This window comes from Megasphaera massiliensis (genome assembly GCF_036305205.1).
GTDB classification, from domain to species: Bacteria; Bacillota; Negativicutes; order Veillonellales; family Megasphaeraceae; genus Megasphaera; species Megasphaera massiliensis.
This window is the reverse complement of record NZ_JAXIXE010000039.1, coordinates 22,608-36,685: the sequence shown is the minus strand read 5'-3', so window position 1 is coordinate 36,685 and position 14,078 is coordinate 22,608. Positions and strand designations below refer to the sequence as shown.

Genomic DNA, 14,078 nt, shown 5'->3' with positions numbered 1-14,078 from the left:
GGACAATAATGGATACGATTTTAGCACTGCGTGAGAAACGCAAGAATCTGTGGGATGCGGCGAAAGCCTTCCTGGATACGGCCCGTGATGAGAACGGCATGGTGTCTGCGGAAGACGCGGCCCGGTACGACAAGATGGAAGCGGATGTAGTAAATCTCGGCAAGGAAATCGACCGCCTGGAACGCCAGCAGCAGCTTGATGCCCAGCTGTCCCAGCCGACAACGATGCCGATTACTGAACTCCCTGGCGCAGGCCAGAATGGAGCAGAAAAGAAAGGCTGTGCGTCCGATGCCTATCGTAAGGCTTTCTGGGACAGCATCCGCCATAAGAACTTCATTGATGTACAGAACGCCCTGAGCGTTGGCACGGATGCCGATGGCGGCTATCTGGTGCCGGATGAATTCGAGCATCAGCTCATCGACAAGCTCCAGGAAGAGAACTTCTTCCGCGGCCTGGCCACCGTCATTCATACCAGCGGCGACCGCAAGATTCCCGTCGTGACGGGACATGGCGAAGCGTCCTGGATGGAAGAGAATGGGCTCTATCCGGACAGCCAGGATACCTTCGGCCAGCAGTCCATCGGGGCATACAAGCTGGGGACGGCTATCCGTGTGTCGGAAGAACTGCTGAATGACAGCGCTTTCGACCTGGAAAGCTATATCGCTGGCGAATTTGCCCGCCGTATCGGTACGAAGGAAGAAGAAGCCTTCCTCATCGGTGACGGGAAGAACAAGCCGACTGGCGTGTTCCCGTCCGCGGAGCTGGGCGTGACAGCCAATGGCGCATCCATCACCTTTGATGATGTCATCGACCTGTATCACTCCCTGCGCATCCCGTACCGCCGCAAGGCTGTCTGGCTCTTGAACGATGCGACCATCAAGGCCCTGCGCAAAATCAAAGACAACAACGGCAACTACATCTGGCAGCCGTCTGTCACGGCCGGGACACCGGATACCATCCTGAACCGTCCCTGCTACAGCACATCCTTTGCCCCGGAACTGGCGGCCGGCAGCCGTCCCATGCTCTTCGGCGATTTCAGCTACTACTGGATTGCCGACCGGGAATACCGCTCCTTCAAGCGGCTCAACGAACTGTATGCCGCCAACGGCCAGATCGGCTTCCTCGCCAGCCAGCGCGTCGATGGCATGCTGATGCTGAAGGAAGCGGTCCAGGCCCTGGAGATGAAAGCGAAGGGATAAGCCATGATTGTGACGCTGGAAGAAGCCAGGGAATACCTGCGGATTGATGAAGATGACACGAGTAATGATGACGTCATCCAGTCTTCCCTGGAAACGGCCCAGGCCCTGTGCCTGGATCTGGCCCGCTGCGAGGAAGCGGATGCCGAAGAGAATCCCGTCGTGTTCCATGAAGCCATCCTCTATGCCGCTGCCTTTTTGTACGAGCATCGGGAAGAAGCCGATTATTCCGGCCTTCTGAAGCGGCTGCGCTGGCTTCTTTTCGGGGTCCGGAGGAGCTGTTTTTGAAAAGGGGGGGATGCCCATGAAGACGGGGCTTTTGAATAAACGGATTGAGATTCTGGGAAAGCAGGCCGTGACGGATGAATATGGTTTCGATACCCAGGCTGACGTCGTAGTGTACCGCTGTTGGGCATCCATCGAGTCTGCCAGGGGAAAAGTGTTCTATGAGATGGAACGCAAGGCGGACACGGAGTACAGCAAGATCACCATCCGCTGGCGTCCGGGCGTCACCCACGACATGAAAGTGAAATACCAAAATCACCTCTACGATATCGACACCATCGTCGACCCGTATATGCGCCATGAAGCCCTGGAGCTGTACTGTACGGAAGAAGTGAGGGGGACGGACTATGAGCAAAGCGGACTTTGACATGACCGGCCTGGAAGAATTGTCTTCCAAGTTGATGGCTGCCGTTGAAGATTTCCCAGGGACTGCCGAGAAAGGCCTGATCACTATCGGCAACAAGCTCAAAAAGGAGTGCGTAAAAAACACACCGGAAGGCAGCACGGGCAAGCTGAAGAAAGGCTGGAAGCATAAGGTGGAAGGGTATAACGGCTCGGAGCTGACCTATGAACTGGTCAACAGGCATCCGGTCCATCACCTGCTCAATAACGGCCATGTCAAGAAAACGCCGGGCGGCAGGACCATTGGCTATTATGAAGGCCAGCACTATACGGAGAAATCCGTCAAGGCATTCGAAGCCCGGGAACTGCAGCCGGGCCTGGAGAAACTGGCGAAGAAGCTCCTGAAGAAAGCAGGCAGCGCATGATCCATGACATCGACATCCTGCAGGCCGTACAGCAGAAGCTGAAGGAACGGTTCCCGTATCCCGTGTACTTGCAGGAAGTGAAGGAAGGGTTCCGTCCGCCAGCGTTTTTCCTGAAGACGATGACGGTGGCTTCGCCTCAGGGCCGCAAGGAAGTGTACCGGGATACAGATATGTACATCACCTATATACCGCAGAAGCAGACGGCCAGCGCATCCATCTATGAAGTGCTGGCTGCTGCAGAAGACCTGTTCCGTGACGGGATTGCCGTCCAGGACAGGTTTTTTGCTGTCCGCTCGATGAACGAGGAACTCATCGGTGCCGACAACGATGGCGGCCGGCTGACGCTGACCGTCCAGTACTACGATTCCGCAGATGAAACGGAAGCAGTCGAACGGATGAAAGTGTTGCATCAGCGGTATCGGGGAAAGGAGACAACGAAATATGAAAATGCCATCCATTAATGTCGTGTTCAAGGAAAAAGGCATCAGTGCTATCGAACGCAGTGAACGCGGCATTGTTCTGATGATTCTGAAGGAAGAGACCCTGCCTTCAGAGACGGAAGTGAACCTGTACACAGCAGATGACATTCCCAAGGAACTGTCCGACAGCAACCGGGAACAGCTGGAACTGGCGCTCCGGGGCTATGTGAACAGTCCGAAGAAAGTCATTGCTGAGATCATCAGCAGTGAAGCCGAGGACTATACGGATATCCTGAAGGTCATCGAGAACAAGCGCTTCGATTACCTGGTCATCCCGGATATCGGAACGTCGCACATCGATACCATCGCCACCTGGGTCAAGGGGATGCGTACCAATAAAGATAAGATGATCAAGGCTGTGCTGCCGGACTGTACGGCAGATACGGAAGGTGTCATCAACTTCGTCAACAAGACCATCCGCACGAAGAGCAGGACCTATACGACGGCCCAGTACTGTGGGCGCATCGCCGGCATCATCGCCGGGACGCCCATGACGATTTCCTGTACCTACGCGCCGCTGCCGGAAGTCATTGGCTGCGATGTCTGGACGAAAGAGGAAATGGATACCATGGCCGGAGCGGGGAAGTTGTTCTTCTTCTTTGATGGTGAGAAGGTGAAATTGGCCCGGGGCATCAATTCCCTGGTGACCACCGTCCAGGATAAGGGGACGAGCTTCCAGAAAATCAAGCTCGTGGACCTGATGGATATGATGCACGACGACATCCGCACGACGGCCCAGGACCATTACCTCGGGAAATATGCTAACAGCTATGCGAACCGCTGCCTCCTGGTGACGGCCATCCAGGGGTATCTTGACCAGCTGGCCCAGGAAGGGCTGCTGGAACAGGACCAGAACACAGCGTATATCGATGTGGAATCCACGAAGATATGGCTGGAATCCAACGGCAAATACACCAAGGCGGAACTGGCAGACATGTCCGATATGGACATCAAGCTGGCCAATATCGGCAGCAATGTATTCATCGCCGTCAAGGCGTCGCTGCTGGATGCTATGGAAGATGTCACGATTACCATCAATATCTGAGGAGGTGAAGCCGGATGAACAGTATGGAAGCCAAACGGGTCATGAACGGAAAATATGCCGACCTCTATATCGACGGCGACCTCATGGCAGAAGCAACGGCGTTCAAGGCCGAGGTCACGCTGACCAAGGAAGAAGTAAAGATGCTCCGCCATGTAGGCAAGGGCTATAAGGTCACGGGATATGACTGCAAAGGGCAGCTGAAGCTCCATAAAGTCTCGAGCTACATGATCAAGAAGATGAACGACAACATCAAGGCGGGCAAGCAGACCGTCGTGACCATCGTCTCCGTCCTTGACGATAAGGACGCCATTGGCAGCGAACGCATCGTCATCAAGGATGCGACCTTTGACAGCCTGATCCTGGCCGACTGGGAAGTGGACAAGATGGGCGAAGAAAGTTACAGCTTCACCTTCTCGGATTGGGACCTCTTGGATTTAGCATAAGGAGAACAAGCACATGAATATGGTAGACCGACTGCTGAAAGCAGATGTAGTGAACAAGCTGGCCGAACGGCCTCAGAAGAAAGTGAAGATGGAACGGCTCTCGAAGCTGTTCGGATTCGATTTTGTCATCACGCTCCGGGCCATCGACCCGGAACGCTATGCGGATATTCAGAAGATGGCCGTGGACTTCACCAACGGTAGCGCCGACAACATCGACATTTATCAGATGCAGACCCAGACGCTCCTGGCGGGGATTGCCGACCCGGACCTCAAGAACAAGGAGCTGCTGGAAAAATTCGGGGCCGTACTCCCGGGTGACATCATCCGCAAGCTCTTCCTGGCAGGCGAGATTGCCGACCTTACGGCACAGATCACAGAACTTAACGGCTATACGACCCAGGAAAAGGCGGACAAAGCCGTAAAAAACTGATCCGGACCGATGGCGAAGTGCAGGCGATGTATCTCCTGTTCCGGGAGCATCACCTGCTGCCGTCAGCGGTCATGAAACTGGGATACGGTGAACGGCAGGTGCTGTATGCCTTCATCCGCTATGAAATGGAAGAAAGGGAAAAGAAAAAGCAGGCCACAAAATAGTGTAGGCTGCTTGTCTTTTTATCGCTTGCGGATATATGCTGTGGCCGGACCAGAGCCAACTTTGATGATATAGCCCTCTTTTACCAGACTGGACAAAGTGCGTTCTATAGTTCCCTGGCTGATATCCGGGCAGCGTTCCATAAGATCCTTTTTGCTGATTTTCCCTAGTGTTTGGGAGATGATGGTTTTGATACGGTCTGGCTTGGAAATCTTTTTGGTTACCAAGTATTGAATCCGGTCTTCGAATTCATCATATGCTTTTATGATGATGCCCAAATAATATTTCACAAAAGGAGCATAGGTGTTTTGATTTTCGTGCCAGCCGAAAGAACTGGCCTGAAGAGCTTCATAGTAAGTGGTTTTCGTTTTTTCAATCAGCATTTCCAGGCTGATGTATTTCCCGACGATGTAGCCGGCACGATATAAAAGAAGGAGTGTCAGAAGCCGGCTCATCCGTCCATTTCCGTCATTGAATGGATGAATGCAGAGAAAATCCAGGATGAACATGGGAGTCAGCAGCAATTTATCCATTACGTTTTCCTGCCAGGCATTCTGGAACGATTGACATAAAGAATCCATAGCGTCAGCTGTCTGAAAAGCAGGAACGGGGATGAATCTTGCCTTTTGATGCCCTTGTGCGTCCGTTTCTGCAATGACGTTATCTGCGTTTTTGTAATCTCCGCCTATGGCTCCTGTTGAGTAAGAGTACAGGTCTCGGTGGAGCTGCCTGATGACATTAGGGGCAGGGGAAATATAGTCGTGATTTTCATGAATCAAGGCGAGTACTTCACGATATCCGGCAATTTCCTGTTCAGACCGATTGTGCGGTTCAGCTTTTTTGCTGACCAGCGCTTCTAATCGTTTGTCACTGGTGAAGATTCCCTCGATACGGTTGGAAGCCCCTGTACTCTGGATCATGGCAACGTCTACCAGTGTTTTCAGTTCGTCTGTATTCGCCTCCAGAAATAAATCCTGTCGTCCCTTGTGTTCATGGATACAGGTGAGAAGCTGGACGATTTCAGGTGTCAGTAAATTTTGTATTTCCTGCGAGTAGTTAAATATCCGCATAAAAATCTCCCTCATCTTTCTATTATCTGCAACATTTTAGCATGAAATGTGGCAGATAGCAAGAGAATGAGGCAGATAAATAAGGCAGATGATGGAAAGAGAGGTGAAACCGCATGGCCAATAATGTCATCGATGCCGCCATCCGGCTGCGGGATTTGTTCACGCCGACGGTGCGTAGCGTCAATGCCAGCCTGGGGACCATGAAGACCCAGATGGGGGCGGCGAAACAATCGGTCAGTGGTCTGTCGGACAAGCTGACGGAGCATGAGCGCATCCAAAAACGGACAGCAAAGAGCATCGAGCAGACGGGAAGCAGGATTTCCGGCCTGTCAGACAAGATGGCCCTGCTGTCGGCACCCATCCTGGCGGCTGCGACAGCAGGCTTCAAGTTGCACAGCGACTTTGCGGGCGGCATCGCCAAGATTTCGACCCTGGTGGATACGACAGTCGTTTCCATGCAGAAGGTCAGTGATGAGATCCGTGCTGTCAGCGATGAGACCGGGGCAGGCGTCGCCGACCTTTCGGAATCGGTCTACCAGGCCATCTCGGCAGGTGTCGATGCCGGCCATGCCGTAGGCTTTGTCAAGGATATGACCATCGCCGCCAAGGCCGGGTTCACGGATACGACGACTGCCGTAAACGGCGTCACGACCGTCCTCAATGCCTATGGGAAATCGGCAGAGGAAGCCACGGCGGTGACGGACCAGATGCTCCTGGCACAGAACTTCGGCAAGACATCCTTTGGCGAGATGGCCCAGTCCATGGGCAACGTCATCCCCATTGCGGCACAGCTTAATGTCAGCACGCAGGAACTGTTTGGTTCCATTGCCGTCCTGACCAAGAACGGTATCCGGACCAGTGAAGCCATCACAGGACTCAAGGCGGCCTACAGCAACATTCTGAAGCCGTCTTCTGAAGCGGCGAAACTGGCTCAGTCCCTTGGTCTTGAATTCAATGCGGCCCATCTGCAGAGCGTAGGCTGGGTGAAGTTCCTGGGCGAAGTGAAGCGGGCCACGGGCGGTGATGCCCAGCAGATGGCCCAGCTCTTTGGCTCCGTCGAAGGATTGAACAGCATCCTGGTCCTGACAGGCAAGGGAGCCGGGGATTTCGACAAGGTCATGAATCAGATGGCCCAGTCTGCCGGCATGACCCGGGAAGCTTATGAGAAGATGCTGACCCCGTCGGAGCAGATGCAGATTGCCATGAACCAGCTGAAGAATGCCGGCATGGATTTAGCGGTGTCGTTTACGCCGTACTTCAAGGCCATGTCGATGCGCGTCAAGGAACTGGCGGCCTGGTTCCGTGCGCTTACACCGGAACAGAAAACGCTGATTGGCCAGGTGGCTTTCGGCATCGTGACCTTCCAGCTCTTCGGCTCGACTTTGGGCCGTATCCTGACGGTCGGCGGCAGGGCCTTTGGTACTTTTAACTCTATCGCTACCGGCATCAGCAAAGCCGGCAGTGTCTCGAAATACCTCTCGACCCAGTTCAAAGGACTCATTCCGGTCTGCCGGGGCATTGCCATCGTGGCCAGGGGCATGGGCAGTACCTTTCTGACTGCCGGACGCATGATGATCACCATTATCCGTGCCGTAGGCGCCGCAGCCATGGCCAATCCCATCATTATCGTCATTGCTGCGATTATTGCTGCCTTGTACCTTCTGTGGAGGAACTGGGATACCGTGTCGCATTATATCGAACAGGCTATACAGGCTGTATCGGACGCCGTCGGTGCGGGGATGAACTGGATCAGTTCTGCCTGGGACGGGGCCATGAACGGTATCAGCGAGACGGCTTCCAGTATCTGGGAGAGCATCAAGGATACCTTCCGGAGCGGTGTGAACTGGGTCATCGACCAGGTGAACGGACTCATTGCCAGCGTCAACGGCCTGTCCATCGACATTCCGTCCCTGACGGGCGGGGCGCCGACCCATGTGGGATTTGATATCCCAAGCATCAGCCACTTTGAAAGCGGCGTCGAGAACTTTCGTGGCGGCTTTGCCGTCATCAATGAAGATCGCCGGGGCGAACTGGTACACCTGCCCAACGGCAGTACGGTCGTACCCCATGATGAAAGTCTCCGCCAGGCCATGAACGCAGGCAGCGGCGGCATCACCATCCGCATCGATACCATGAACGTCCGCAGCGAGCAGGACATCGACGCCGTCGCTGAAAGGCTCGTCGAAAAAATCCGGCTGTACGGCATGAACCGCATGAAAGGAGCGACCCTCTGATGAGTTCTTTCTTAGCATCCCTGTTGAACGCCATCGGTCAGGCTCCATCTTCCCTCACGATTTCTCTCTCTTCTGAATCGGCAGCGGTGGTCTTTCCCGTCCTGCCTTCGGAGCTGATGGTATCTGTCAATACGAATCATGGTACGGTGAACATCAATAACTTCGGCGACTACCTTATGATGGGAAAGACGGGACTCAAGACACTGACCCTTTCCGGCTTTTTCCCGGCCCAGGATTATCCCTTTGCCATGATGGGCCTTGCGCCTTATACATACATCGCCCAACTGGAAACGATACGTACCGGTGACAGCGTCTGTCAGCTGACCGTGTCAGATACGCCGCTTTCCATGCCCTGCCTGATTTCGTCCTTCAAGTTTGGTGAAAAGGACGGCAGCGGCGATGTCTATTACGAGCTGGGCCTGACAGAGTACCGCTACGTCACAGCACCGGAGACGGGAAAGACCGATGCTGCGACAGGGCTGAAGAAGCGGCCGGAGTCGTTCTGGTCGAAGATGAAGAAGAACATCACCTATTATCCCGGGGACAGCATCGGCAACGTCATCGGCCGGGCCGTGGGGAAATCGGTGACGCTCAACAATGAGCAGTTCTCGAAGTTCCAGATCTATCGCAGTATCGTCCGTAACGGCGGTCTTTCGCCCGGGGATATCATCCGCCTGACGACGATGAACCTCAAGAGGAATGATGAAAATGTTCCAGTTGCAAAGAATCAATAAGAAAACCAATACCGAGGATGCTCAGACGGAAGGCCAGAAAAAGCCCGAGAACGCAGACCTTACGGGCTGGCTGATTTGTGCAACTTGGTCCGGGGACGTCGAGCAGGCCGGACGCAGGCTGGAATTCGACCTGTCCTATACGACGCGGGATAAATCTTGGCAGAATCCGGAACTGGAACTGGGGGACGAGGTGCTGTTTATCCACATTGACGATAAGACGCAGCAGACTGTCCACCTGTTCCAGGGACGTATTTTTGGCCGCAGCCGGGAGAGCGGCTCTTCCGTGATGCGTTTTACAGCCTTTGACAATATCGTCTATCTGGCCAAGTCCCGCATAACCAAGAAGTACACGAACGTCACAGTGGCCGACGCCATCCGCCAGACCATCAATGACTTTTCTATTCCGGCCGGGACTATTCCCGACCTGTCCGTCACCTGCAATTTCATTGCCGATGATATCTCGGCTACGGAGGCTATCAAGCAGGCATTATCCTATCAATCCGCACAAGATGGCAAGGGATACCATATCTACATGACCGAAGGGAAGCTCAACGTGGTCTGCATGAACGACCAGGTGGCGGAAGATTTCCTGATCAGCGATGTGACAAATCTGACCGGCGCTTCCGTGTCGGAGTCGGTCGAAGACATGGTTTCTAAGGTCATCGTCGTCGACAGTGCCGGGCAGACGAAAGGCGAACTGCCCAATCAGACGGATATCGACCGATTCGGTCTCATCCAGGCCATTTGCAAGGCCGACCCCAAGCAGGACGATGCCTCGCAGGCAAGGGCCATGCTGAAGACCGTCGCCCATGACATGTCCATCCGGGCCATCGGTCATATCCAGTGTATCGCCGGGTTTTCTGTCTCAGTCCAGGAAGAACAGCTCAAGGGCCAGTTCTTCATCAAGTCAGACAGCCATAAAATTGAAGGGAACAAGCACCTGATGGAGCTGCATCTGGTATTCCACAAACTGCTGGATGAGCAGAAACAGGAACTGGACAGCGCATCGTACAATGCTAACCCGGATTATGTGCCGCCAGCGGAAACGGAATCGACATCTTCTGTTCCTGCAGGTGGCGCTATGGCTGGCAGCAGTGTGGTCGATGCGTGCATGGCCAACTTCGACGGTACTGTGTCTCCCTATGGCTCAGAAGGCTGTGTCGACCGGGCGACCATCGCCGCGGCGGGCTATTCCCCTTTTGCAGCGCAGGAATATAACAATGGCGTGAAAGGCTGCGACCAGCTCCGGGCCGATGCCGAAGCCCAGGGACTGGCGATCCCCTACGACCCGGCACAGCTGGAGAAAGGCGACATCATCATGTACAACCGCTACAGCAAGCCGGATCCGAACTGGCATGTCGTGGTCTATGACGGAAACGGCGGCTGCTGGGGCAACAGTTCCCATGTCTATGGCTGTTTTCATCACTACGAAGGCAGCATCGATATGGGAAGCGACTATTATCCGGCAACGATTATCAAGACCTCAAGGGGGTGAGCGTGTGCAGAAAAATCCGTATATCAGCCTGCTGAATCTGATGGAGCAGGTCAGCCGTAGCAGCAACAGCCCGGACATTCAAATCGGGCAGATCCTTGCTTCGCCGCCAGATATCAAGGTCCGCTACAATGGCATCATTTTGACCAAAGAGGAGCTGTGGATTTCCCATTATCTCCTGGCAGGTTATGGCCGCACAGCTAAAGGGCATCTGGTATCGGCGACACAGAATCGTGCCGGCGGCAGCGGTGATGCGGCTTACCAGTCCCATAATCATGATATCGATAATGACTACACCGATTCCGTCATCTATACGGATACACTAAAGCCCGGCATGTACGTGGCCATCATGCCCATGCTCATCAATGGCCGGATCCAGCAGTACATCATTTTGGACGAGATTGTGAGGATTGATGGCCATGGCTGATCCTTTTGTAGCAATGAACAGCATCCAGGCAGCGAACCGGAATGAGTCGCTGCCTCTTTTTGTAGAATACGGCTATGACTTTGATAAGCAGTGCTTCCGCTACGATGAAAAAGGCCAGAACCTGATGGTGACGGAAAATGAAGCCCTCAAGGTCTGGATTTATAAGGCAATCCTCACCGAGCGGTATCGCTACTTGGCCTATGATGACAGCTATGGCATTACCATCGAGCCGTATCAGGGGAGAACGTCAAACAGCCGGTATACGGCAGACCAGATCTGCCGGAATATCCGCGAGGGATTGATGGTGAATCCGTACATTGCCCGCATTAACCATGTCGAGGTGGAGAAGCGGGAACGGGATGATTTGGTCATTACGGTTGACGTCACTTCTATTTACAGTGACGAATCATTGACCGTGACGACAGGAAGGAGCAAGGCATGAGCAATTTATTTGATGCACAGACTAAAGATGTGATTGAAAGCCGCATGACCCAGACCCTGCACACCATCACGGAAAAAGAGCAAAGTACCATGGAAGGTACCTTTGCCCGCGACCTGATCGACGCCAATGCTGTGGAATTTGAGAGCAGCTATGCCGAGATGGCCATGCTGCGCGACGCGGCCTTTGCCAAAACGTCCTGGGGAGATTACCTGACGCTGCGGGCAGCGGAATTTGGCGTCGATCGCAAGAAAGCCGTCAAGGCCAAAGGAGAAGTCACGGTGACGGGGATGGCAGGAGCCTACATCATTCGCAGCAGTCTCTTCCAGACAAAAGACGGCCGACGCTTTTACACCCTGGAGTCGGCCACCATTCCTGCCGATGCCGCTGAGGTTACGATTCCTGTGGAAGCCGCCGATGCCGGAGCGACTGGCAATGTGGCCGAAGGAACGATTACGGAAATCCCCTATTCCATCCCGAATATCTCGGCGGTCGTTAACCATAAGAAATGCACCGATGGGGCGGATGAAGAAACGGATGCCGCACTCCTTGCCCGGTTACTTTTCCGGGTTCGCCAGCCCATTACTTCGGGCAATGCCAATCATTATCGTGACTGGGCCATGTCCGTCGATGGCGTCGGGAATTGCAAAGTCATCCCGCTCTGGCAGGGCAATGGTACAGTGAAGGTCATTATCGTCACGGCAGAGAACGAATCGGCATCGGCGGAACTGATACAGGAAGTCTACGACTACATCGAAAGCCAGCGGCCCATTGGAGCGACCGTGACCGTCGTTTCACCAGCTCCTTTGACCATTGACCTGACGGCAGATATCTACGGAACCGCGAGTCCCGATGCCGTAAAGGCAGCCATGACAGCCTATCTCAAGCAGACGGGTTTTACGCTTTCCTATGTCAGCCTGGCCCAGATGGGGAAACTCCTCCTTTCCATCAGCGGCATTACGGATTATAAGAATTTGAAGCTTAATGGAAACGCGGCCAATGTGGAACTGACGAACGAGCAGATTCCGGTAGCCGGAAAGGTGGTGCTGAACCTTGTCAGCCAATAACTGGATGCGGCAGAGGCGGATGGATATCCTGAAGTATTTGCCGCATTTTTTATCGAAGGCCCCGATGTTCCGCCGGGCGGCAGAAACCTGCAATGAGGAGCATGACCGCCTGCGCCTGGCTCTGCAGGACCTGGCGGACAACTTCTTCGTGAACACAGCCACCTGGGCGCTGTCTCTTTATGAATCGTTCCTTGGCATCAAGCCCGGCGACGGGGATACCGACGAATTCCGCAGGCAGCGGATCCTCTTTAAGCTGCAGCATGTGGATGTGTCTACGGTGGATTTCATGAACTCCATCGTGAACCTGTACAGTGTTGGCCACATCGAGGAAGTGAATGAAGAATATTATTTCAAGGTGTACTGCATTATGAACGACAAGGATACCGGAACGCTTTCGAAGCTGATTGCCCAGCTCGACATCTACAAGCCGGCCCATCTGGGCTATGCCATCTACTTGGGTTATTCCTGGAATGGCAAGATTCACTGGAACGGAGAAGCCACCTTCTCGACGGCGACCATCGTATCCAAGAAAGGAGTGATGACAAATGGATGATTACAGCAAAGAGAAATGGTCGGCGGATTTTCCGGACCGGGCCGGGCAGGAAGTCCGGCCCACAGAAGCTGTGGAGAATACGCTGGATTATGATGTGCTTTTCCCTCAGTATCTTTCGGAAGACCCGGTCGTCTTCAATCAGCAGAACAGGACCGTGTCCCAGCTGGTCAGTAATGATGCCCGGCTCTATGAGCGGATTTCTGCTACGGCCGCTGACATTAATGCCCACCTGACCGATGCCAAGGCCCATGCCAGCGGCATCAGCGGCAATGCGGCCAGTGCGTCGAAGCTGCAGACGGGACGGAAGATTCACCGGGTGCTGTTTGACGGCACGAGGGATATCACCCTGCCGGATTTCAGCGGCTGCGGCGAAAAGACAGCAGGCCAGAGCGGCATGGTCCCGTCACCTTCTGCAGGGAAGCTGAATACCGTCCTGCACAGCAATGGCAGCTGGGGCAAGGTCACCTATGCCGATATGGACGAGGAAGCCGTGGCCAAGATCCAGGCATGCCCGTTCCCTGTCAATGCCATCTACATTTCTGCGGACGGGAAGAATCCGGCAACGTACTGGCCGGGGACGACCTGGGTGGCCTTTGCCATGGGCCGTTGCCTGATTGGGGCCGGGGCGGCAGACAGCGGAACCATGTACAAGGCCGGGGACAAACTGGGCGAAGAAAAGCACAACCTTACGATTCCAGAAACTCCGGCTCATGGCCATACGGTTGGAGACAGCGGAAATCATCGTCATTGGTCCTGCGGGGCATTGCCGCGCAACTTCCAGTGGGATGCCTGTGAAGGCAATGATGCACCTGTGGCCGTAGGCTATGGCGACGGCTGCTGGCATGGCAATCAGGTAGACGGGCATACGTCCTGGGATGGAAATCATTCCCACAGCCTTTCCCGGACGGGCGGCGGCCAGCCGCACAACAATATGCAGCCGTCCATTGTCGTGTATATGTTCCAGCGGACAGGATAGGGGGTGAGGAATATGGCTGAATGGTTACAGATGGCCGCGTCTCTGGTATCGGTCCTGATGCTCTGCGGCGTCATCTTCAACTTCAGCGTCATTAAGCCGCTGAATGAATCGGTGCGGAGCCTTCGGGACTGTGTCGTCGAACTGCGCCGGCAGCTGACGGATACGGAAGCCAAACGGCAGCAGATGGCCGAGCGGCTGTCCCGGGTGGAAGAATCGACAGAGCATGCCCATCACCGCCTGGATGTGATGGAACAGCGCCAGCATGAACAGGGGTGAGGG

The 14,078-nt window shown here is 54.5% G+C and carries 19 protein-coding genes; 18 read left to right on the top strand and 1 reads right to left on the bottom strand.

Annotated features, from left to right (window positions below; genetic code table 11):
* Positions 1–8 precede the first annotated feature (8 nt).
* Genes UCI88_RS08485 through UCI88_RS08445 form a run of 9 tightly spaced genes read left to right on the top strand, consistent with a single transcriptional unit; the run spans position 9 to position 4,809 of the window.
* Positions 9–1,199 carry a phage major capsid protein gene (locus UCI88_RS08485; protein ID WP_156705319.1) on the top strand — a complete coding sequence of 397 codons (1,191 nt, stop codon included), beginning with the start codon at positions 9–11 and terminating at the stop codon, positions 1,197–1,199.
* Positions 1,200–1,202: 3 nt separating this feature from the next.
* Entirely contained in the window at positions 1,203–1,484 is a 282-nt protein-coding gene (locus UCI88_RS08480; protein WP_009014546.1) for a head-tail connector protein, read from the top strand.
* Between the two features lie 16 nt (positions 1,485–1,500).
* Complete coding sequence (locus tag UCI88_RS08475; protein WP_330024173.1) at positions 1,501–1,848, top strand: phage head closure protein; 348 nt, start codon at positions 1,501–1,503, stop codon at positions 1,846–1,848.
* Positions 1,829–2,248, top strand: coding sequence for an HK97 gp10 family phage protein (locus UCI88_RS08470; protein ID WP_009014544.1), 420 nt, complete (start codon positions 1,829–1,831; stop codon positions 2,246–2,248). Before UCI88_RS08475 ends, UCI88_RS08470 begins: the two co-directional genes overlap by 20 nt.
* Positions 2,245–2,709 carry a phage tail terminator family protein gene (locus tag UCI88_RS08465; protein ID WP_009014543.1) on the top strand — a complete coding sequence of 155 codons (465 nt, stop codon included), beginning with the start codon at positions 2,245–2,247 and terminating at the stop codon, positions 2,707–2,709. The genes UCI88_RS08470 and UCI88_RS08465 overlap by 4 nt, the downstream gene beginning before the upstream one ends.
* Positions 2,690–3,772 (top strand): phage tail sheath subtilisin-like domain-containing protein, encoded by a 1,083-nt coding sequence (locus tag UCI88_RS08460; protein ID WP_009014542.1) that lies wholly within the window; start codon positions 2,690–2,692, stop codon positions 3,770–3,772. Before UCI88_RS08465 ends, UCI88_RS08460 begins: the two co-directional genes overlap by 20 nt.
* 14 nt (positions 3,773–3,786) lie before the next feature.
* On the top strand, positions 3,787–4,215 hold the full coding sequence (locus tag UCI88_RS08455; protein WP_009014541.1) for a phage tail tube protein: 429 nt from the start codon (positions 3,787–3,789) through the stop codon (positions 4,213–4,215).
* A 13-nt stretch (positions 4,216–4,228) separates the two neighbouring features.
* Positions 4,229–4,645 carry a phage tail assembly chaperone gene (locus UCI88_RS08450; RefSeq protein WP_009014540.1) on the top strand — a complete coding sequence of 139 codons (417 nt, stop codon included), beginning with the start codon at positions 4,229–4,231 and terminating at the stop codon, positions 4,643–4,645.
* A 26-nt stretch (positions 4,646–4,671) separates the two neighbouring features.
* Positions 4,672–4,809, top strand: coding sequence for a hypothetical protein (locus UCI88_RS08445; protein ID WP_165477697.1), 138 nt, complete (start codon positions 4,672–4,674; stop codon positions 4,807–4,809).
* Positions 4,810–4,827: 18 nt separating this feature from the next.
* On the opposite strand, the gene UCI88_RS08440 is transcribed toward UCI88_RS08445, so the two are convergent.
* Positions 4,828–5,892 (bottom strand): Fic family protein, encoded by a 1,065-nt coding sequence (locus tag UCI88_RS08440; RefSeq protein WP_009014539.1) that lies wholly within the window; start codon positions 5,890–5,892, stop codon positions 4,828–4,830.
* Positions 5,893–5,990: 98 nt separating this feature from the next.
* Here UCI88_RS08440 and UCI88_RS08435 point away from each other — a divergent pair, with 98 nt between their 5' ends.
* Genes UCI88_RS08435 through UCI88_RS08395 form a run of 9 tightly spaced genes read left to right on the top strand, consistent with a single transcriptional unit; the run spans position 5,991 to position 14,075 of the window.
* A complete protein-coding gene (locus tag UCI88_RS08435) occupies positions 5,991–8,111 on the top strand; it encodes a phage tail tape measure protein (RefSeq protein ID WP_009014538.1) in 2,121 nt (706 codons plus the stop codon).
* Entirely contained in the window at positions 8,111–8,845 is a 735-nt protein-coding gene (locus UCI88_RS08430; RefSeq protein ID WP_009014537.1) for a hypothetical protein, read from the top strand. The genes UCI88_RS08435 and UCI88_RS08430 overlap by 1 nt, the downstream gene beginning before the upstream one ends.
* Entirely contained in the window at positions 8,820–10,340 is a 1,521-nt protein-coding gene (locus UCI88_RS08425) for an XkdQ/YqbQ family protein (RefSeq protein WP_108911968.1), read from the top strand. The genes UCI88_RS08430 and UCI88_RS08425 overlap by 26 nt, the downstream gene beginning before the upstream one ends.
* A 4-nt stretch (positions 10,341–10,344) precedes the next feature.
* Entirely contained in the window at positions 10,345–10,764 is a 420-nt protein-coding gene (locus tag UCI88_RS08420) for a DUF2577 domain-containing protein (protein ID WP_009014535.1), read from the top strand.
* Positions 10,757–11,206, top strand: coding sequence for a DUF2634 domain-containing protein (locus UCI88_RS08415; protein WP_009014534.1), 450 nt, complete (start codon positions 10,757–10,759; stop codon positions 11,204–11,206). The genes UCI88_RS08420 and UCI88_RS08415 overlap by 8 nt, the downstream gene beginning before the upstream one ends.
* Positions 11,203–12,270, top strand: coding sequence for a baseplate J/gp47 family protein (locus UCI88_RS08410; RefSeq protein WP_009014533.1), 1,068 nt, complete (start codon positions 11,203–11,205; stop codon positions 12,268–12,270). The genes UCI88_RS08415 and UCI88_RS08410 overlap by 4 nt, the downstream gene beginning before the upstream one ends.
* Positions 12,257–12,823 (top strand): putative phage tail protein, encoded by a 567-nt coding sequence (locus UCI88_RS08405; protein WP_227163146.1) that lies wholly within the window; start codon positions 12,257–12,259, stop codon positions 12,821–12,823. Before UCI88_RS08410 ends, UCI88_RS08405 begins: the two co-directional genes overlap by 14 nt.
* A complete protein-coding gene (locus tag UCI88_RS08400; protein WP_009014531.1) occupies positions 12,816–13,799 on the top strand; it encodes a phage baseplate protein in 984 nt (327 codons plus the stop codon). The genes UCI88_RS08405 and UCI88_RS08400 overlap by 8 nt, the downstream gene beginning before the upstream one ends.
* A gap of 12 nt (positions 13,800–13,811) precedes the next feature.
* Positions 13,812–14,075 carry a hypothetical protein gene (locus UCI88_RS08395; RefSeq protein WP_227079535.1) on the top strand — a complete coding sequence of 88 codons (264 nt, stop codon included), beginning with the start codon at positions 13,812–13,814 and terminating at the stop codon, positions 14,073–14,075.
* The last annotated feature ends 3 nt before the right edge of the window (positions 14,076–14,078 follow it).

What these genes read in the sequence shown, in the direction of transcription:
- UCI88_RS08425 (WP_108911968.1), top strand. Translation starts at nt 8,820, where the DNA reads ATGTTCCAGTTGCAAAGAATCAATAAGAAAACCAATACCGAGGATGCT.
- UCI88_RS08470 (WP_009014544.1), top strand. Translation starts at nt 1,829, where the DNA reads ATGAGCAAAGCGGACTTTGACATGACCGGCCTGGAAGAATTGTCTTCC.
- UCI88_RS08430 (WP_009014537.1), top strand. Translation starts at nt 8,111, where the DNA reads ATGAGTTCTTTCTTAGCATCCCTGTTGAACGCCATCGGTCAGGCTCCA.
- UCI88_RS08450 (WP_009014540.1), top strand. Translation starts at nt 4,229, where the DNA reads ATGAATATGGTAGACCGACTGCTGAAAGCAGATGTAGTGAACAAGCTG.
- UCI88_RS08460 (WP_009014542.1), top strand. Translation starts at nt 2,690, where the DNA reads ATGAAAATGCCATCCATTAATGTCGTGTTCAAGGAAAAAGGCATCAGT.
- UCI88_RS08435 (WP_009014538.1), top strand. Translation starts at nt 5,991, where the DNA reads ATGGCCAATAATGTCATCGATGCCGCCATCCGGCTGCGGGATTTGTTC.
- UCI88_RS08400 (WP_009014531.1), top strand. Translation starts at nt 12,816, where the DNA reads ATGGATGATTACAGCAAAGAGAAATGGTCGGCGGATTTTCCGGACCGG.
- UCI88_RS08485 (WP_156705319.1), top strand. Translation starts at nt 9, where the DNA reads ATGGATACGATTTTAGCACTGCGTGAGAAACGCAAGAATCTGTGGGAT.
- UCI88_RS08480 (WP_009014546.1), top strand. Translation starts at nt 1,203, where the DNA reads ATGATTGTGACGCTGGAAGAAGCCAGGGAATACCTGCGGATTGATGAA.
- UCI88_RS08395 (WP_227079535.1), top strand. Translation starts at nt 13,812, where the DNA reads ATGGCTGAATGGTTACAGATGGCCGCGTCTCTGGTATCGGTCCTGATG.
- UCI88_RS08415 (WP_009014534.1), top strand. Translation starts at nt 10,757, where the DNA reads ATGGCTGATCCTTTTGTAGCAATGAACAGCATCCAGGCAGCGAACCGG.
- UCI88_RS08410 (WP_009014533.1), top strand. Translation starts at nt 11,203, where the DNA reads ATGAGCAATTTATTTGATGCACAGACTAAAGATGTGATTGAAAGCCGC.
- UCI88_RS08455 (WP_009014541.1), top strand. Translation starts at nt 3,787, where the DNA reads ATGAACAGTATGGAAGCCAAACGGGTCATGAACGGAAAATATGCCGAC.
- UCI88_RS08445 (WP_165477697.1), top strand. Translation starts at nt 4,672, where the DNA reads ATGTATCTCCTGTTCCGGGAGCATCACCTGCTGCCGTCAGCGGTCATG.
- UCI88_RS08475 (WP_330024173.1), top strand. Translation starts at nt 1,501, where the DNA reads ATGAAGACGGGGCTTTTGAATAAACGGATTGAGATTCTGGGAAAGCAG.
- UCI88_RS08465 (WP_009014543.1), top strand. Translation starts at nt 2,245, where the DNA reads ATGATCCATGACATCGACATCCTGCAGGCCGTACAGCAGAAGCTGAAG.
- UCI88_RS08440 (WP_009014539.1), bottom strand. Translation starts at nt 5,892, where the DNA reads ATGAGGGAGATTTTTATGCGGATATTTAACTACTCGCAGGAAATACAA.